We start from the raw sequence: 16,939 nt of genomic DNA on the forward strand, positions 1-16,939 counted from the left end.
GGCTCGCATAACAAACTGTGATGACTGGTTTCACAAATGGATATTTTCTGTGATGAAGGCGAGTCTATAACCTGTCGGCATTCTTCTCCACGCCGAGTGCCACACCATGCACAACTTTCGACCTTATTGGCTTGTCACCCTGATCGTCGGTGCTTTGGGCGGCAGCCTTGCCAGTTGGGCGGGGTGGCCGTTGCCCTGGGTGATCGGCTCGCTGGTGGCGGTGATGCTGACGCGCTGCGCCGGCAGCCTGGTGCCGGAAGTTCCCCATGGTCGCCAAGCCGGGCAACTGATTGTGGCGGTCGCCATTGGCTGTCATTTCACCTTGCCGGTAATGCAGCAGGTGGCGGCCCACCTCGGGCTGATCGTCACGGCCGTGTTGCTGACGCTGGTGCTTGCGCTGTGTTCGGTGCTGGTCCTGCATCGCTGGGGCGTGGGGTTTGGCACGGCGTTTTTTGCCCTGATGCCCGCCAACTCCAGCGAAATGGTGCACCTGGGCCGCCAACGCCAGGCAGACACCAGCTTTATCGCCGCCGCCCACAGCATCCGGCTGCTGCTGATCCTGCTGACAGTCCCTGCCGTCGCCACCTTTGGTATGCCCGCCGTGGCTGCCCCTGTGCCCTTGCCGGTGATCTGGCCGTGGCTGATCTTCATTCTGGCGATGGGCTGGCTGGCGGCCCTGGGTTTCAAGCAGTGCAAGCTGCCCAACCCGTGGACGTTCGGACCGTTCCTGATCTGCGCGGTGGGAGTGGGCTGCAATCATCTGTCGATGAGCATGCCGGGCTGGCTCAGTGGCAGCGGGCAGTTGTTGATCGGCTGTGCATTGGGCGTCGCGTTTGACCGCAGTTTCTTTCGTCGCGCACCAGGGCTGCTGGCCAAGGTGATGCTGTTATTGGTCGTGTCGGTGGTCACCACCGCCGTGGTTGCCTGGGCGCTTGGCGCCGGGTTGGGCATACCCTGGCTGTCGCTGGCCCTGGGCATGATGCCTGGCAGTGCGCCGGAAATGAGCCTGACCGCCGAAGCCCTGGGGCTGGCGGTGACCCTGGTGACGGCGATGCAAGTGATCCGCATGCTGCTGATCCAGGCGGCCTGCCTGCCACTCTATCGCCTGCTCAACCCGCAGCCGCAGGTGCAAGCACCGGTCAGTGCAAAATCTGCGTAAGCCTGTCCAACTTTGCCCCGGCGACCCTGGCCATACTGGCGCCAGGTAAACGAAGAGGCACAGGCCATGACTGATTACGTATTCACCCCCGCGCCAATCCCATCCCTCGCAGTAGAAGGCAGCGAGGCGCGCTTCCCGCTGCGCCGTGTGTTCTGCGTGGGCCGCAACTACAGCGAACATGCACGCGAGATGGGGCATGACCCGGACCGCGAGCCGCCATTCTTCTTCATGAAACCTGCAGATGCGGTGGTGCCGGCGCACGGGGTGATTGCCTATCCGCCGTTGACCGCCGACCTGCACCACGAGGTGGAACTGGTGGTGGCCATCGGCAAGGACGGCGTGGATATCAGCCCGGACCAGGCGCTTTCCCACGTCTGGGGGTATGGCCTCGGCATCGACCTGACCCGCCGCGACCTGCAAGCCCAGGCGAAAAAACACGCGCGTCCGTGGGAGTGGGCCAAGGCCTTTGACGAGTCTGCGCCCACCACGGCACTGCGTCCGGTTAGCGCGGTCGGGCACCCGTCCAGCGGCAAGATCTGGCTCAAGGTCAATGGCGAACAGCGTCAGGTGGGCGACCTGGCCGACCTGATCTGGTCTGTCAGTGACGTGATCAGCCATGCCTCGCGATCCGTCGCGCTCAAGGCCGGCGACCTTATCTTCACCGGCACGCCCGCAGGCGTTGGCGCGTTGCAGCCGGGCGACGTGGTCACCGCCGGCATCGATGGCATCGGCGAGTTGCGTTTCACCCTCGGCCAGGGTTGAGGCTACAGTGGTGCCCAGGCCACCCGAGAGACCGTTATGCCAGGCACCCGCGTCACCACCTATGGCATGGAACAGCGCAGCGACCGTCCCGACTTCTACATCCGCGACAAACGCGGCAGGGCGGCGCTGACCCATCCCCATCGCCATGAGTACTTCCAGATCCAGATCAACCTCGGCGGCGACACCGTGCAGCATATCGGTGGCGCAGTGCGGCCGTTTCCGCGCAAGGCCCTGGCGTTTATCCTGCCTCATCGCTTGCATGTAATTCCCCATCCCGCGGATGGCGAGTTCATGTTGATCAACTTCAGCCAGGCGTTTTTCCTGCCGCAGCTGACCTGCGACCCCTTGGACCTGGAAGACATCCCCATCGGCCAGGCGCCTGAGCTGTCGCCGTTTCGTTTCCAGGAACAGTTGGATTTCATCCTCGATGACACGGCGTTCGAGCAGGTGCAAACCTGGCTCACCCACATGCGTGAACTGGATGCCCAGCGTACCTTCGGCGCCCGTGAGCGCCTCAAGGGCTACCTGTTTCAACTGGTTGGCCTGGTCTGCGAACAGTACGCCGAGCCCCTGCAAGCCTTCGCCGCCAACAATGCCACCCGGCGTGGGCGCAAGGATGCACTGGCGCGCGTGCAGGGGTATATCCGCGAGCACCTGCATGAGCCGACGCTCAACCTGACGGATGCGGCCGCCGCCGCATTCCTGTCCCCCAATTACCTCACCCACCTATTGCGCAAGGAAACCGGCAAACCTTTCTCGCAACTGGTGCTCGACCGGCGCATGCAGTTGGCGCGCACCTTGTTGCTCAACAGTGCGCAGCTGATTGGCGCCATCGCGCACCGCTGCGGTTTTACCGATGAGGCGTACTTTTCCCGGTGTTTCCGCAAGGCCCATGGGGTGACGCCTGGGCAGTTCCGTCGCCAGCAGCATGGCGAGGCTCCGTAGGGCGTTTTACAAATCCACGACATTCACTGTGTTTCTATTTGCATACAATTGCGTCCTTCATCCGGGAGGCCAGTATGCAAACCCTGATCCGCACAGCGACACAGGACGACGTCGACACGCTTTTCGCCATTCGCACCTCGGTGGTGCAAAACCATTTGAGTGTCGAGCAAATGGCCGACCTGGGCATCACGCCACAGGTGCTGGCCGACAGCATCCGCGCGGCGCCTTGCGTATGGATCGCAGAAGTGGATGGCCAGCCCGCAGGGTTCAGCATGGTCGACCTGGCCGGGGGCGAGGTGTTCGCGATGTTTGTGTTGCCGACCCACGAGAACCTGGGCCTGGGCCGTCAATTGATGGCGGTGGCCGAGGCCGCGCTGTTTGAGCACCATGAGCGGCTGTTTCTGATCACCGACGGACGCGACGGCATACGGGCCAACGGGTTCTATCAGCGGCTGGGCTGGGCGGTGGTCGGCCAGGTCGAGGGTGGCGACGTGCGTTACGAGAAGAGCAGGGCGCCGTAACGTCATGAACGCGCCCGAGTCGCCGTCCTCCAACAGCTTTCGCTACTTCGTCGTCGGCGTGCTGTGCGTTGCGGTATTGCTGGGTGTCTATTTTGTTTGGCTCAATGCCGAGGTCGACCGCGAGCGGGACGCGGCCAATGATCGCCTGGCACTGTGCAGGCAGGTGGAAAGTGTGGCGCGTTCGGTACTGCCGCACAGCATTGAAGCCGAAGACACCTGCACGCATTTAAAGGGGCGTGTATCAAGAAGTGCGACAACGCAATAACCCTTTTTAATAAGTGGAAATATCACCGGTAGTTGCACCAAAAAGTGGCACTTATATACCTGCCCACCTTAAAAAAGGTGTGGTTATTGAATGACTTACAGCGCTTTTAATCCGACGAAAGGATTAAATTAATCTTGTGACGGCTTTTATCACTCGATACTATAGCCGGGCGTTCACCTCCCACGGTTTATGCATTTTTAAATCCCAAGTTTCCATCAGCTACTTGGGATTTTTTTTGCCTGCGATTTGACCTCTGCGTCACACTTCGCCGTCGGCGAATGCTGCACGCATTCGCCCAGTGCGTTTGGCGTGGTACAGCAATTTGTCGACCTCTTCGACAAACTCCAGCATCGGCGTATCAGGTTTGACGATGCGCGTGCCGACGCCGAGGCTCAGGGTGAGCAGGTTCGACACCGTCGAATAGCCGTGCTCGATCTGTTGCTGACGGACCAGATGCAGACAGCGTTGCGCCACTTGCCTGGCTGATTGCGCATCGGTTTCCGGCAACAACCACACAAATTCCTCACCGCCGATACGTGCAATGAAATCCCGTGGCCGGTTGGCCGCCTGGGACAGGGTGTTCGCCACGTGCCGCAAGCATTCGTCGCCCTTGATATGGCCGTAGTGGTCGTTGTACTGCTTGAAAAAATCGATATCCAGAATGATCAACGACAGCGGCAACTGGCTGCGCTGGGCGCTGGCCCATTCGCGTTCCAGTACGGTGTCGAACATGCGCCGGTTGGCGATGCCGGTCAGGCCATCCTGGTAGGAGTATTCCTCAAGTTGTTTTTGCAGGCGCACCAGGTGTTCTTCGGTCTTCTTGCGCTCGCTGATATCGAACATGAAGCCGATCAAGGCCTCGACCTCACCGTCCTTGCGCACCACGTGCACCACATCGCGAATCCATACGTAGTCGCCATTCACCGTCAGCGCCCGGTAGTCCGCCTCATGGTCCACCCCGGCGCGCGATTGCGACACGCAGAAGTTCACCACATAGTCGCGGTCGTCGGGGTGCATGCGCTCGACCCAATCGTCCACGCTGACCCAGCTTTGCGGCGCCCAGCCGAGCAATGTCTCGATCTGCGGGCCGATGTAGCTGAAGGTCATGGTCGGCCAATCGATGCGCCAGGGGATGGCCTTGGTCGACTCCAGCAAGGTCTTGTACACATCGCTGTCGGGCTGGCTCGGAGGGTCGATGCTCATGGTGGGCTGCTCAGGATGATGGCGAAAAGCCAAGAGCCTCTTTCGATCCTGGCGTCGAGTCAAGTGCTCGCCGCAACAGCAGACGAGAGGTCCAAAGGCAGGTTTTCTGGCGTCAGCGATTCGACGTTTCCAAGGCGAAATGAGGCCTAGCTAACACTTTCGCATGAATCGCTACATGCCCCGTAAAACCTCATCTACTCTGTCTCCATCACAACTACCGGGTGAGGCCCAGGGAAGGGGACTTATCATGATTTCAATCGTTGAATTCAACCGCATCATGGCCTCGGGGTTCCTGCCGCTGACGTGCGACTGCACGCTCAACAGCGACGGCTCGTTGCGCATCAATATCTTCGAACCGGTGTCCGGCCGGGTCGAGCTGTTACTGACGGGTGTGTCCCCCAACGGTTTGGACAGCATCCGTTCCATCTCAAACCTGATTGGCGAGTTGCGCACCGAGATCAAGGCTGGGCGCCGTGGGTTTGCGGCGGTGGGCTAGCCGTTGACGGTGTGGCTCGGCGCATCGAGGGCGCCGTAATAACGCCAGCAGCAATGGCGGTGTTCCGGCACGATCACGCAGCCGCTCAGGCTGACAATCAGCAGTGCGGCAACCAGCATGTAAAGTCGGCGGTACATGGTGTTTCCTCTTGGGTTGATCAGCGTTAATCCTTCAACGCCGCCACGTGGGTAAATCCGTCGCCAAGCTTTCAAACATTTCATCAAGCCCCGCCATCCCCTGGGCAATACTGCTCCCGTAAATAATCCGCGCGTTCTGCGACGGATTTTTCGCCACCCGCCGTTCAACCCATCAGCAACCTGCACTGTCGCCCGTTGCATGAAGGAGTTGCCATGAGACCCCTGGCCAAATTGCGTTTTGCCTTGCTTGCTCCGCTGGCCCTCGCCGCGTTTGTCAGCACCCCTGTGTTTGCCCAGACCGAAATCATCATCCGCCAGGCGCCACCGCCGCAACGCGTGGAAGTGATCCCTGTGGAGCGCCCCGGTTACGTCTGGGACCGCGGGCACTGGCGCTGGGAAGGGCGTGGCTACGCCTGGGAGCCTGGTCATTGGCAACCGGTGATGCGCAACGCGCGCTGGGAGCCCGGCCACTGGGAGGCCCATGGCCCCAATTGGTACTGGCGTGAAGGGCATTGGATCCGCTGACCGAGAATTGCCCGATTGAAAGACACTGATCCGGACGTTGAACTGCTTGCACGTATCAGCAACAACGAGCCTGCGGCCGTCAACGAAATGGTGACGCGCAAACTGCCGCGTCTGCTGGCGCTCGCCAGCCGGATCCTGGGGGATGCCGATGAGGCCAAGGACGTGGCCCAGGAAAGCTTCCTGCGCATCTGGCGTCACGCGGCCAGCTGGCGCAGTGGCGAGGCGCGCTTCGACACCTGGCTGCACCGGGTCGCGCTCAACCTGTGCCATGACCGCTTGCGCCGGCGCAAGGAGCGCCCGTTGAGCGACGACGACACGGCGGCGTTGGTCGACACCACGCCGTCCCTGGACGAACAGTTGGAAGCCGCCGACCGCAGCGCTCGCATGGCCGCCGCGTTGGCGGCGTTGCCCGAGCGCCAGCGTGAAGCGATTGTGTTGCAGTACTACCAGGAGCTGTCGAACATCGACGCCGCGGCCCTGATGAATATCAGCGTCGAGGCACTGGAGAGCCTGCTGTCGCGGGCCCGGCGCCAGTTGCGCAGTCAACTTGCCGACACACCCGGGCTTGCCCGCCCAGGAAGGGGAACATCATGACACCTGAACGATTTGCTTATCTGGCCGACGCCTACGGGGCCGATCTACAACGCTGGCCATTGGCAGAGCAAGGCGCCGCCCAGGCGCTGCTCGACAGCGGTAATGCCAGTGCGCGCGAAGCAGTGCACGCCGCTGGCTGGCTGGATGCCCAACTGGACAGCCATCAACTGGCCTTTCTCGACCCGGCACTGACCCGGAAGATTCGCCAGTCTGCGCCGCGTCGCGCGTCGTTCTGGTCGCGTTATGCCGGTTGGTTGTCGCCTGCGGGGCTGGTGGGGGTGGGCATTGCCGGCATCGTCACCGGCATGCTGGTGGCGTCCATGAGCGTGCCGCTGCCGATGGTGTCCGCCGAGGTGTTGCCCAGTGTGTTTGATCAGGGCGATGCGCAGGTCATCTTTTCCGTCAACGCCGAGGACACCGAGCAATGAGCGCCCAATCCCTGAAGCCGTGGTTGCTTGTCTCGGTGCTGCTCAATGTGTTTCTGATCGGCGGGGTGGGCGGTGGGTGGTACCACTGGGTGGCGAGTGCCAAGCCGGTGGAGGCGGTGGTCAACCAGCATGGGTTGCGGCAGGCGATGGTCAAGTTGCCCCCGGAACGGCGCAAGGAATTGCGCGCATTGCTGCGGCAGAACCGTGCGGACAGTCAGCCGTTGGTGATGGCGGGGCGGGAAGCGCGGTTGGGGGTAATCAAGCAACTGGAGGCGCCGACGTTGGACCGGGATGTGTTGGTGACGGAGTTGGCCAAGGCGCGGGAGGCGGACATGGCGTTGCGGGCGTTGGTGGATTCAACATTGGCGCAGTTTGCCGCGACGTTGCCTCGGGAAGAACGGCAGAGGTTGGTGGAGGCGTTGTATTTGCGGGGGCAGGAAGGAGGCAAGAAGCCCCGGTCTTGAGTACAGGATTACGGCCAGCGTGTTTGACGGGACGCCTAAGATCAAGACCAAAAAGCAAGAGCATGCCGGCCTGTGTGGTTGGATCAAAAGCAGGTACGTGTAGGCGCTGGCTTGCCGGCGATGCTAGCGCCTCGGTGATGCGGCCAAGTGGATTCAGGGCTGCTTCGCAACTCTGCATTTGGACTGCCTTGCACCTCGACGCGTTGCAAGCGCTTGGGTACCTTGAGCACGGCGGCGTGCTGCCGTTTGTGATCCGCAAGACCGTGCAACGAACCCGCCCAGGAGCGCTCGATGATTGATCCCGCTGTACTGCAACAATTGGCCCCCGATGGCGTGCTGCGTGCCGCCATCAACTTCGGCAACCCGGTGCTGGCGCAACGCGGCGCGGGCGGTGAGCCACAGGGGGTCTCAGTGGCGTTGGCCAAGGCCTTGGCTGAAGAGCTGGGTGTCGAGTTGGCGCTGATCACCTTCGAGGCGGCGGGCAAGGTCTTTGCTGCGCTGGCCGAGGATGCCTGGCGCGTGGCGTTCCTGGCCATCGAGCCGGTGCGTGAGCAGGAGATCGCGTTCAGCGCACCCTACGTGGCGATCAAGGGCACCTACCTGGTGGCGACGGATTCGCCCTTTACCCACGTCGCCCAATTGGATGCAGCGGGTCGACGCATCGCCGTCGGCCAGGGCGCAGCCTACGACCTGTACCTGAGCCGTACGGTGGCGCACGCCGAGTTGGTACGGGCGCCCACGTCGGCGGCCGCGGTGGACTGGTTTATCGCGCAAGGGCTGGATGCGGCGGCGGGGGTGCGGGACTTTCTGCGCACCCGGGTGAGCGCACAATGGCGCCTGGTCGAGGATGACTTCATGACCATCCGCCAAGCCATGGCAGTACCGGTGGCACATGCAGCCGCTGCCGCGTTCGTCAGATCCTTTGTCGAACGGCAGAAAGAGAATGGTGGGGTAAAGCGAGGTCTCGAGGCCAGCGGGCAGAGCGCTGAATTACAGGCGACGTAGGAAGGATTTGACGATGTGCCGGGTGGCGTCGGTGGTGTCCAGGTCGTCCATGGCGCCATAGGGATGCCACTGGCAATCGATTATTTCATTGCAAGGTTTTGCATCGGCGAGGTTTACCACCGAAGCTTCGAACACGTGGTGCACGGTGTCGCGCGCCTTGAGCTCCTGCAGGTACAGCAAGCCGTCCACGTTCAACCCGGTCTCTTCTTCCAGCTCGCGGGCCGCCGCGCCGACCGGACGCTCGTTGCGCTCGACCTTGCCCCCCGGCAGCGCCCATTTTGATCTGGCCTTGCGCACGAAGAGGATATGCCCCTCGTGTTCGCAAATGACCGTGGCCCTAATTTTCATCGTCTGTGCCCCCGCAGTGGGATGAGTGTCATAAAAGTGTAATGCAATTGTCATGCTAAGTGGTTATGGCGCTGACGTGTGGGGATGTGGATACTGCCCGATTGATCAAAACGGACGAGGAGAGCAGATGAGCACCGTACGCTGGGGCATGATCGGCTGTGGCAGTGTCACTGAATTGAAGAGTGGACCCGCTTTCTACAAAGCGCCAGGTTCGGCGTTGGTGGCCGTGATGGGACGCCGTGAAGAGGCGGTGCGCGATTATGCGGCACGCCACGGCATCGCGCGCTTCTACACCGACGCCCAGGCACTGATCAACGACCTCGAGGTGGACGCGGTGTACATCGCTACGCCGCCGGACAGTCACCTCGAATACAGCCTGATGGTCGCGGCGGCCGGCAAGCATTGCTGCGTCGAGAAGCCCATGTCCCTCAATGCCGAGCAAAGCGCTTTGATGCAGCGCACCTTCGAGCGCGCCGGGTTGCATCTGTTTGTCTCCTACTACCGGCGTTCGCTGCCGCGCTTCCAGCAAGTGCGTGATTGGCTGCGGGACGGGCGGATTGGTGAGCTGCGCCATCTGACCTGGACCCTGTGCAAACCACCGGGCGCCGACGATGCCAGCGCCGCCAACTGGCGCACCGACCCGGCCATTGCCGGCGGTGGCTACTTTGCCGACCTGGCCAGCCATGGGTTCGACCTGTTCCAGTACCTGGCCGGCGACATCATCGAAGTCTCGGGCTTTACTGCGCGACAAGCCGAGCGCTATGCGGCCGAGGACGCCGTGACGGCGTGCTGGACCTTCAGTTCGGGCGCACTCGGCATGGGCTGCTGGAATTTCGTCGCAGACCGCCGTGAAGACCAGGTGGAGCTGATTGGCAGCCGTGGGCGCATCCGCTTCTCGGTTTTCGAAGACCAGCCCCTGCACCTTGAAGGTGAAACCAACGAGGTGCTGGAAGTGCCGTGCCACGCGCATATCCAATGGCACCACGTGCTGGCGATGAACGCGCATATCCGCGGCGATGCCGAGCACCCGTCACTGGGCATCGAGGCGCTGAAGACCGATCGCATCCTCGACAAGGTGCTACAACGTAACCCCAATCATCCGGGGTAAGCCCGATAGGGTTGTTGTTTTTGGAAGGAACGGACGGATGAAATACTGGATGGCGTTGTGGCTGGTACTGGCCACAAGTGCAGGGGCGGCCCCGCGTACCCAAGGTACGCCGGGGGAGTTTGATTTTTATGTGTTGTCGCTGTCGTGGTCGCCGACCTTTTGCCTGACGCACCCGGACAATGAACAGTGCTCGGGCAAGGGCTATGGTTTTGTATTGCACGGCTTGTGGCCGCAGTACGCACGGGGAGGGTGGCCGGCCTCATGCGCACCCCAAGCGCAGTTGACTCACGAAGCGATCGAGAAGGGCGCGGCCCTGTTCCCGACCCGGTCGCTGCTCAAGCACGAATGGGCCAAGCACGGCACGTGCACAGGGCTGGAGCCGTTGGCCTACCTGGAAAAAACCGACCAGGCATTGGGCGTGGTGACTATTCCGCAGCCGTTGCAGCCGTTCAATACGCCGCCGTCGCTGCAGGCCAGTGAGATCGAGGCGTTGTTTCGCGAGAGCAACCCGCGCATGGGCAACCATGGGCTGGCGGTGATCTGCAAAGGCAAGGTGCTGTCGGAGGTGCGGGTGTGCCTGACCAAGGACCTGGCGTTCGCCGGTTGCCCGCGTAGCGTAAAAACCCAGTGCCGCGACGGCGATATCCGCATCCCCGCCCAGCGCTAAGGCAGCATCGCCACGCGATAGCGCTCGTCAAAATCTTCGGCCAATTGCGCCAACGTGACCTCGCCCAGGCGCTTCAACAGCAGCGCCTGGGCTTGCTCGAAGGCGTCCGTCAGCGCGGCGTTCACCGCTTGTTCCACCAGGCATTCCGGGTGATCAGTGGACAGGCCGATGGCAAATATCGACGGCGTGCCCAAGGCGTTGTGAATCTCCAGCAAGGTGATTTCACTCAACGGCTTGCCCAGGCTCCAGCCACCTTGATGGCCTTTTTCCGAGCGGACGTAGCCCTTTTCCTTGAGCAGCCCGAGTGTGCGCCGCACCACCACCGGGTTGGTGCCCAGCATCTGCGCGATGGTTTCCGACGTGGCGCGCTCTTCATGGCGACCCATATGGATCAGCACATGCAGCATGCGCGAAAGACGGGTGTCGTTTCTCATCAAGGGGCCTCGGGTCAATTCAGCGCACAGTATCCCTCGCAACCTGAAAAGTTGCGAGACTCTTGACGGCGTATTTTTACGTAACTTATGGTGTGTCGTGAAAGCGCCCGGATAACCGGGGGCACACCGCATGGGGTCATTTTCATGATGTACGACGTAATCATCGTGGGCGGCAGCTACGCTGGCCTGTCCGCCGGCCTGCAATTGGCACGGGCGCGGCGCCAGGTGCTGGTGATCGATGCCGGGCAGCGGCGCAACCGCTTTGCAGCCACGTCCCACGGGTTTCTCGGTCAGGACGGGCAGACGCCAGCGATCATCGCCGCCGAAGGTCGTAGCCAGTTGATGGAGTACGCGACGGTCACGTGGGTGCAGGACCGCGTGGTTGAGGCCGAAGGCTTCAGCGTGCGCACCGAACATAACGGTACCTTTGAAGGCAAGCGCTTGATCCTCGCCACGGGTGTGATCGACGTGCTGCCCGACATCGAAGGCCTGGAAGAACGCTGGGGCAAGCACGTATTCCACTGCCCTTACTGCCATGGTTATGAGCTGGATCAAGGCCGCATCGGGGTACTCGCGACCTCACCGCTGGCCATGCACCACGCGCTGATGCTGCCGGACTGGGGCACCACCACCTTGTTTACCAATGGCGTGTTTACCCCGGATGCCGAACAGCAGGCGCAGTTGGACCGTCGTGGGGTGCGTGTGGAAAGCGGGGCGGTACGAAGGATTTGCGGTGCGCGTGCCGACCTGGAATTGGACGATGGCCGGGTGTTCAACCTCGACGGTCTCTTCACGATGTCTCGCACGCACATCAGTCCATTGGCTGCACAGTTGGGGTGTGAGTTGGCCGACGGCCCCACTGGCCGTTACCTGCTCACCAATGACATGCGCCAGACCTCCGTGCCTGGTGTGTTTGCCTGTGGCGATGCCTCCCTCGCCGCGGGTTCCGTGGCGCTGGCCGTGGCCGAGGGCGTGCGCGCCGGGGTGGGCGCGCATTTTTCCTTGATCAGTGGTTGAGGTAGACCGGGCTGGCAGTGGACAACGAGGCTTTCACCGCATGGGTCATGTCGGTGATCAGCACTTCTTCGCGGTCTTCGCTCAGGGCTTGCAGGGTGAGGACGACGACTTCCTGCGGCGTGCTTTTGGGGGCTTGCACATCGGCGACCATGTCGGTGTCGATGTAGGCCGGGTGTACGCCGATGACCAGGGTGTTCTGCTCGCGCAACTCGCCGCGCAGGCCGTTGGTGAGGCCCCACTGGGCCGACTTGGAGGTGCTGTAGCCACCGGTGCCGGGAGGGCTCAGCCAGCTCAATACCGACAGCACGTTGATCAACGCGCCACCGCCTTGCTTGGCCAGGATCGGCGCAAAGGCACGGCTGACGCGCAGGGTGCCAAAGGTGTTCACGTCAAAGTGCTGCTGCAGGTTCTCGACGCTGTCTTCGGCCAGCAACGAGCCGTACTTCAGGAACCCCGCGTTGTTGATCACCACGTCGACATCCGTGCAGTGCTCGGCGGCACGCTGCACGCTGGCCGGGTCGGTGATGTCCAGTGCAATCGGGGTGCTGCCGGGGATGTCGACGCTGTTGGGGTCACGCGCGCCGGCATAGACCTTGGCTGCACCGCCTTCCAGCAAGGCGTTGACGAAGGCTTTGCCCAGGCCGCGATTGGCGCCGGTGACCAGTACTACTTTTCCACGAATGTCCATGATGCGCTCCAGCCTGCGAAATAAGGGATGAATTTGGTTTAATAATGAAACCGTTTTTATCCTGAGCCTGTTGGTCCTATAATGCAACCTAATTTTACGCCTGCCTGGAGGGCCGACGATGAAACGCAAATGCCTGGAAGGCGACGGCTGCCCGGTGGCTCGCGCCTTGGACGTGGTGGGTGACTGGTGGACGTTGCTGATCATTCGCGACGCCTTCGCCGGGGTGACGCGCTTCGGTGATTTCCAGAAGCACCTGGGCGTGGCAAAAAACATCCTCGCCACACGGCTCAAGGACATGGTCGAGCAGGGCCTGTTGCACACCAGCGAAGTCGGCGCGCGCAGCGAATACCAGCTCACTGACAAAGGCCGCGCGCTCATGCCGGTGCTGGTGACGCTGGCGCAATGGGGCCAAGCCTTCACTGAGGCCGAGCATGTCAGCGCCCAGGTGCTGGATGCGCGCTCGCTCAAGCCCCTGCGTAACGTGCAGATCGTTGCCGAGGATGGGCGGGTGTTGGGCATCGGCGATATCGTCACGCAATCGCCACTGGCTTGATGCCGCACAGGCGCTAGACTCTAAGGAACGTCTCCCATTGGAAGGGACATCACTTGAGCGCCGATTTCGAGAGCAAGACAACATTCCAAGGGTTGACCTTCAAGCTGTACCGAGGAGAGGGCGCTGCACTGCTGGCATTCGACCTGGCCCCCGACCTCGCCACCGTCGATTTTGTCGGCTTCAGCATCGAAGTGCGTTACCCCGGCAGTACGCACTGGGGCGTGCTGCACAACCGGTTGCACTTCGACTACCCACCCACGCCCGAGCGCCCGCGTACTTTTCCGTCCACCGAGGCGCCGTTCCAGAAATTCCGCTGGATCCATGTGCCCAGCGAGATCCTGCCGGGCTATTACCGCTACCGGGTCACCGCCTGCTACATGCGCGCCGACGGCGTGCTGAGCAAGGGTGTGGGCGTGGAGGGGCAGGTCAGCCTCGAAGCGCAAACCCTCAACCAGTTCGTGAATATCGGCTTCACCCGAGGTTTTGCGTCGTCCCAGGCGTACGGCGACCGTTTCGATAATGAAACACGTATCCTGCCGCCGGCTCGCTCTGCACCCAGCGCCTACCTGGCGTTGGACATGGCGCCGTTCGAACGCAATTACCAATGGCTGGGGTTCGAGGCACGGCAGTTGATTCTGCAGGTGCTGGATCAAGTGGCCAACGACCCCGAGCTGACCCTTGATGCACTGATCTACGAAAGCAAGGAGCCCGACCTCCTGCGCCGCCTGGAACACCTCGGCCCGCGCCTGCGCGCAATCATCGATGACCATGGCGACCAGGGCGCCGCCGACAGCTGTGAAAGCCTCAGCGCCACGCGCTTGAGCGCAGCCGGGGCGCAGGTCAAGCGCTTGCATTTTTCCAGCCAGCAGCACAATAAGGTGCTGATTGTGCGCCGCGCCGGCAAGGCGATCCGCGTGCTGGGCGGCTCCACTAACTTTGCCCTGCGTGGTTTGTATATACAGGCCAATAACGTGCTGTTGTTCGACGATGAAAGGGTCGCGGGCAAGTTTGCAGAGGTATTCGATGTTTACTGGCATTCGCCCGCGATGTTCCGCCAGCATCCGCTCGCGCAAAAGTGGTGGGTGGTGCGCGACGAGCCGGGCTCCAAAGTGTCGTTGTGCTTTGCACCCCATGCTGACAGCGCACTGTCCCTGGACCCCATCGCCACCAGCATCGAAAACGCCACCAGCTCGGTGCTGTATTCCATCGTGTTCCTCAGCCTGATCAACGGCAAAGTGCGCACCGCGCTGGATGAGTTGATGCGGCGCGCGCTGTTCTCCTATGGCGTGGCCCAGCGCACCGGCAAGCTGGCGGTGCGCAAGCCGGACGGCTCGGTGGGGCTGCTGCCGTTCGCCTACCTGGCGAGTAACGCGCCGGCGCCGTTCAGGTCGGAATGGTCGGGCAATGCGGGGAACATGGTGCACAACAAGTTTGTAGTCACCGACTTCAACGGCGCCAACCCCACGGTGTACACCGGGTCATCCAACCTGGCCGGAGGCGGGGAGAAGAACAACGGCGACCACCTGATCCGCATTGAAGACCGCAAGGTCGCCGTGGTGTATGCCATCGAGGCGTTGCGCCTGTTTGACCACTTCCACTTTCGCGTCAATGCCAGCCAGCCCGGTGCGCTGCAGACCCTGCGCCTGGCCAAGCCACCGGCAGCGGGGCAAAAAACCTGGTTTGACGCCTACTACCGACCCGGTCATGTGAAGGCGCGGGACCGCGAGTTGTTCGTCAAATAGGCTGGGGTTGGCCATCCACCAACTGCTGGAACAGCGGCGTCAGCAGGTCGACCAACACCTGGGGATCGGCCTTGGCCAGTGCCGACAGTTCGAGCATTTGGCGCATCACCTGGAACCCGGAAACCAACGCCATCACCAGTGCCGCGCGCTCCTCGTGGTGAGCGCCCTTGAGGGCAGCGGCCATGGTCGCCTGGTGACCTTTTTCCACCTGTTCGCGGCCGATGATGGCGGTGCGTTTGCTGGAAGCCGAGTGCAGCATGATCAGGAAACCTTCCAGCGGCGTGCTGCCGGCTTCGGTGATGCTGACCAATGCGGTGGCGAGGGTGCGTCCGAGATTTTGCGAAGGGAGGTTGCCTTCGGTGAGGATGATGGGGGTGGCCATGGTGTCGGCGATCACTTCGGCAAACAGCTGCTCCTTGGAGCTGAAGTAGCGGTTGACCAGCATCGCGGTCACCCCCGCGCCGGCGGCGATTTCACCTACGCCGGCGCCGTCATAGCCCGATTGGGCGAACGCTTTGCGCGCGGAGAGCAAGATGGCTTCGCGCGTGACGGCGGCGTTGCGCCGTCGTGGAATGGGGTTGGGCATTGGCGTCCTGACGTGGCTGGAAACGGTGGGCGCGCAGGTGATGCGCGCCGACAGGGTACAGGGTCTATTTGCCGTCGAGGAAGCCCAGCAATGCCGCATTGAACAACGCCGGGTCCTGCAGGAAGGCAAAGTGGCTGGTATTGGGCAGGATCAACAGGCCCGCACCGGGAATGGTCGCGGCCATGTACTCGGTGTGTTCGCGCTTGATCGCCTCGTCATGGTCGCCATCGGCAATCAGGATCGGCGTCTTGATGCTTTGCAGTTGCGCGTCGGTCCAGTTCGGTTGGCTGGCCCACATGTGGCTGATCTGTTCGACAAACGCGTCGTACTCTTTCGGCGTTGGCGACAGCTTGCCGTACTCCTTGCCCGCGCGTTCGATGAAGGCCGCGAAGGTGGGGTTCTTCTCGACGCCATCCTTCACCCCGGCAGTCTGGGTGTTGGCGGCGAAGGCGAACACTTTGCCGATACGGTCCGGGTGACGCAGGGCCAGGTCGATGCCGATGATGGCGCCGTCGCTCCAGCCGACGATATCGGCGCGGGGGATTTTCAGGCTGTCGAGCACGGCGACCACGTCGTCGGCCATCAGGTCGTAGCCGTAGGGTTTGTCGTCCCGCGAGCTGCGCCCGTGGCCACGGCTGTCGATACTGATCACCGTGTGCTTGGCGGCCAGCGCCTTGACCTGGTTGCCCCAGTAATCGGAGTTGGACAAACCACCGTGCAGCAGCACCACCGGCGAGCCATGGCCGGTGCGGGTGTAATAGACCTTGATGCCGTTGACGGCGGCGTAGCCGCCCTTGGCGCCAGCCACGGGGGCGGGCGTTGGCGGCAGGGTTTCCCAGCGTTCAGCTGCTTGGGCCGCAGAAAAAAACAGCATCAGGCAGGCGGCTGCCAACAGGCGACGTGACATAGCGGTTCCTTTTTTGTGTTGAGGGGGCTGAACTCTAGCATCGGCTGCGGCCCGGCAAATACGCATTTTTGCCTATCAAAACCTGCCGTTCGAAAGAAAAAAATGCAGTTATATCAATGGAATAAAAGCGTCTAAAGCCCCTTGTGGGCAATCAGGCTGTTGGCACAATCGATCAGCGTTTCGCGGGTCGGGCGTGTTTGCCAGCCGAGCATGACGCGGGCTTTTTCGGCTGTGTGGCGATGTTGGCGGCCGAGGTTGGGGGTCAGGCCGCGCAGGAGCGGATCGAAACGTGCCAGCAGGCGCAGCAGCCAATCGGGGATATTGCGGGTGGGCACCTGGCTGGCCGCTTCGTCTAGATGGTCACGCTGCCGCTGGGACATGTCGG

At 62.1% G+C, this 16,939-nt stretch carries 24 protein-coding genes; 16 read left to right on the forward strand and 8 right to left on the reverse strand.

Features of this window, described 5'->3' with window-relative positions:
* The first annotated feature begins 106 nt into the window (after positions 1-106).
* From KHP07_RS17340 to KHP07_RS17360, 5 genes are all read left to right on the forward strand, one after another.
* Entirely contained in the window at positions 107-1,159 is a 1,053-nt protein-coding gene (locus tag KHP07_RS17340) for an AbrB family transcriptional regulator (RefSeq protein WP_214497607.1), read from the forward strand.
* Between the two features lie 66 nt (positions 1,160-1,225).
* Positions 1,226-1,921: a fumarylacetoacetate hydrolase family protein gene (locus KHP07_RS17345; RefSeq protein WP_100490955.1), complete on the forward strand. Its 696-nt coding sequence runs from the start codon at positions 1,226-1,228 to the stop codon at positions 1,919-1,921.
* 36 nt (positions 1,922-1,957) lie between these two features.
* Positions 1,958-2,866, forward strand: a complete 909-nt coding sequence (locus tag KHP07_RS17350; RefSeq protein ID WP_099493944.1) for a helix-turn-helix transcriptional regulator — start codon at positions 1,958-1,960, stop codon at positions 2,864-2,866.
* Between the two features lie 74 nt (positions 2,867-2,940).
* Entirely contained in the window at positions 2,941-3,387 is a 447-nt protein-coding gene (locus KHP07_RS17355) for a GNAT family N-acetyltransferase (RefSeq protein ID WP_078048056.1), read from the forward strand.
* Between the two features lie 4 nt (positions 3,388-3,391).
* Positions 3,392-3,652 carry a hypothetical protein gene (locus KHP07_RS17360; protein ID WP_100490954.1) on the forward strand — a complete coding sequence of 87 codons (261 nt, stop codon included), beginning with the start codon at positions 3,392-3,394 and terminating at the stop codon, positions 3,650-3,652.
* A 258-nt stretch (positions 3,653-3,910) separates the two neighbouring features.
* On the opposite strand, the gene KHP07_RS17365 is transcribed toward KHP07_RS17360, so the two are convergent.
* The gene (locus KHP07_RS17365) at positions 3,911-4,855 is read right to left on the reverse strand and encodes a GGDEF domain-containing protein (RefSeq protein ID WP_214497608.1); all 945 of its coding nucleotides are present in this window, start codon (positions 4,853-4,855) and stop codon (positions 3,911-3,913) included.
* Positions 4,856-5,102: 247 nt separating this feature from the next.
* On the opposite strand from KHP07_RS17365, the gene KHP07_RS17370 reads away from it, so the two are divergent.
* The gene (locus KHP07_RS17370; RefSeq protein WP_078048059.1) at positions 5,103-5,351 is read left to right on the forward strand and encodes a DUF1652 domain-containing protein; all 249 of its coding nucleotides are present in this window, start codon (positions 5,103-5,105) and stop codon (positions 5,349-5,351) included.
* Here KHP07_RS17370 and KHP07_RS17375 read toward each other — a convergent pair.
* Positions 5,348-5,488, reverse strand: a complete 141-nt coding sequence (locus tag KHP07_RS17375; RefSeq protein ID WP_177409459.1) for a hypothetical protein — start codon at positions 5,486-5,488, stop codon at positions 5,348-5,350. The two genes, KHP07_RS17370 and KHP07_RS17375, sit on opposite strands and share 4 nt — an antisense overlap.
* A 213-nt stretch (positions 5,489-5,701) precedes the next feature.
* On the opposite strand from KHP07_RS17375, the gene KHP07_RS17380 reads away from it, so the two are divergent.
* The 5 genes from KHP07_RS17380 (at position 5,702) to KHP07_RS17400 (ending at position 8,504) form a co-directional block, all read left to right on the forward strand.
* Positions 5,702-6,013: a YXWGXW repeat-containing protein gene (locus KHP07_RS17380; RefSeq protein ID WP_078048060.1), complete on the forward strand. Its 312-nt coding sequence runs from the start codon at positions 5,702-5,704 to the stop codon at positions 6,011-6,013.
* A gap of 15 nt (positions 6,014-6,028) precedes the next feature.
* Positions 6,029-6,607, forward strand: a complete 579-nt coding sequence (locus tag KHP07_RS17385; protein ID WP_099493940.1) for an RNA polymerase sigma factor — start codon at positions 6,029-6,031, stop codon at positions 6,605-6,607.
* Complete coding sequence (locus KHP07_RS17390) at positions 6,604-7,035, forward strand: hypothetical protein (RefSeq protein ID WP_214497609.1); 432 nt, start codon at positions 6,604-6,606, stop codon at positions 7,033-7,035. Before KHP07_RS17385 ends, KHP07_RS17390 begins: the two co-directional genes overlap by 4 nt.
* Entirely contained in the window at positions 7,032-7,499 is a 468-nt protein-coding gene (locus KHP07_RS17395; protein ID WP_099493938.1) for a periplasmic heavy metal sensor, read from the forward strand. The genes KHP07_RS17390 and KHP07_RS17395 overlap by 4 nt, the downstream gene beginning before the upstream one ends.
* Positions 7,500-7,790: 291 nt before the next feature.
* Positions 7,791-8,504: a transporter substrate-binding domain-containing protein gene (locus KHP07_RS17400; RefSeq protein ID WP_099493937.1), complete on the forward strand. Its 714-nt coding sequence runs from the start codon at positions 7,791-7,793 to the stop codon at positions 8,502-8,504.
* Here the strand turns inward: KHP07_RS17400 and KHP07_RS17405 are convergent.
* Entirely contained in the window at positions 8,490-8,852 is a 363-nt protein-coding gene (locus KHP07_RS17405) for an NUDIX hydrolase (RefSeq protein WP_078048065.1), read from the reverse strand. The genes KHP07_RS17400 and KHP07_RS17405 overlap by 15 nt on opposite strands.
* 127 nt (positions 8,853-8,979) lie before the next feature.
* On the opposite strand from KHP07_RS17405, the gene KHP07_RS17410 reads away from it, so the two are divergent.
* Both KHP07_RS17410 and KHP07_RS17415 read left to right on the forward strand, forming a co-directional pair.
* Positions 8,980-9,960: a Gfo/Idh/MocA family protein gene (locus KHP07_RS17410; RefSeq protein ID WP_214497610.1), complete on the forward strand. Its 981-nt coding sequence runs from the start codon at positions 8,980-8,982 to the stop codon at positions 9,958-9,960.
* Positions 9,961-9,997: 37 nt separating this feature from the next.
* The gene (locus KHP07_RS17415; RefSeq protein WP_100490950.1) at positions 9,998-10,627 is read left to right on the forward strand and encodes a ribonuclease T2 family protein; all 630 of its coding nucleotides are present in this window, start codon (positions 9,998-10,000) and stop codon (positions 10,625-10,627) included.
* On the opposite strand, the gene KHP07_RS17420 is transcribed toward KHP07_RS17415, so the two are convergent.
* On the reverse strand, positions 10,624-11,061 hold the full coding sequence (locus KHP07_RS17420) for an Rrf2 family transcriptional regulator (RefSeq protein ID WP_078048068.1): 438 nt from the start codon (positions 11,059-11,061) through the stop codon (positions 10,624-10,626). The genes KHP07_RS17415 and KHP07_RS17420 overlap by 4 nt on opposite strands.
* A gap of 144 nt (positions 11,062-11,205) precedes the next feature.
* Between KHP07_RS17420 and KHP07_RS17425 the strand changes: the two genes are divergently transcribed.
* Positions 11,206-12,078, forward strand: coding sequence for an NAD(P)/FAD-dependent oxidoreductase (locus KHP07_RS17425; RefSeq protein WP_214497611.1), 873 nt, complete (start codon positions 11,206-11,208; stop codon positions 12,076-12,078).
* On the opposite strand, the gene KHP07_RS17430 is transcribed toward KHP07_RS17425, so the two are convergent.
* Positions 12,068-12,766 carry an SDR family oxidoreductase gene (locus KHP07_RS17430; RefSeq protein WP_214497612.1) on the reverse strand — a complete coding sequence of 233 codons (699 nt, stop codon included), beginning with the start codon at positions 12,764-12,766 and terminating at the stop codon, positions 12,068-12,070. The two genes, KHP07_RS17425 and KHP07_RS17430, sit on opposite strands and share 11 nt — an antisense overlap.
* A gap of 118 nt (positions 12,767-12,884) precedes the next feature.
* Here KHP07_RS17430 and KHP07_RS17435 point away from each other — a divergent pair, with 118 nt between their 5' ends.
* Positions 12,885-13,319 carry a winged helix-turn-helix transcriptional regulator gene (locus KHP07_RS17435; RefSeq protein ID WP_078048071.1) on the forward strand — a complete coding sequence of 145 codons (435 nt, stop codon included), beginning with the start codon at positions 12,885-12,887 and terminating at the stop codon, positions 13,317-13,319.
* 53 nt (positions 13,320-13,372) lie between these two features.
* Entirely contained in the window at positions 13,373-15,061 is a 1,689-nt protein-coding gene (locus KHP07_RS17440; protein ID WP_214497613.1) for a phospholipase D-like domain-containing protein, read from the forward strand.
* On the opposite strand, the gene KHP07_RS17445 is transcribed toward KHP07_RS17440, so the two are convergent.
* The 3 genes from KHP07_RS17445 to KHP07_RS17455 all read right to left on the reverse strand — a co-directional run bounded on the left by KHP07_RS17445 (position 15,054) and on the right by KHP07_RS17455 (position 16,934).
* Entirely contained in the window at positions 15,054-15,647 is a 594-nt protein-coding gene (locus KHP07_RS17445; protein WP_214497614.1) for a TetR/AcrR family transcriptional regulator, read from the reverse strand. The genes KHP07_RS17440 and KHP07_RS17445 overlap by 8 nt on opposite strands.
* A gap of 64 nt (positions 15,648-15,711) precedes the next feature.
* Positions 15,712-16,554 carry an alpha/beta fold hydrolase gene (locus tag KHP07_RS17450; RefSeq protein ID WP_214497615.1) on the reverse strand — a complete coding sequence of 281 codons (843 nt, stop codon included), beginning with the start codon at positions 16,552-16,554 and terminating at the stop codon, positions 15,712-15,714.
* A 131-nt stretch (positions 16,555-16,685) separates the two neighbouring features.
* The gene (locus KHP07_RS17455; RefSeq protein ID WP_214497616.1) at positions 16,686-16,934 is read right to left on the reverse strand and encodes a hypothetical protein; all 249 of its coding nucleotides are present in this window, start codon (positions 16,932-16,934) and stop codon (positions 16,686-16,688) included.
* Positions 16,935-16,939 lie beyond the last annotated feature (5 nt).

Origin of the sequence: Pseudomonas sp. VS40 (assembly GCF_018587885.1) — a bacterium.
GTDB classification, from domain to species: Bacteria; Pseudomonadota; Gammaproteobacteria; order Pseudomonadales; family Pseudomonadaceae; genus Aquipseudomonas; species Aquipseudomonas pergaminensis.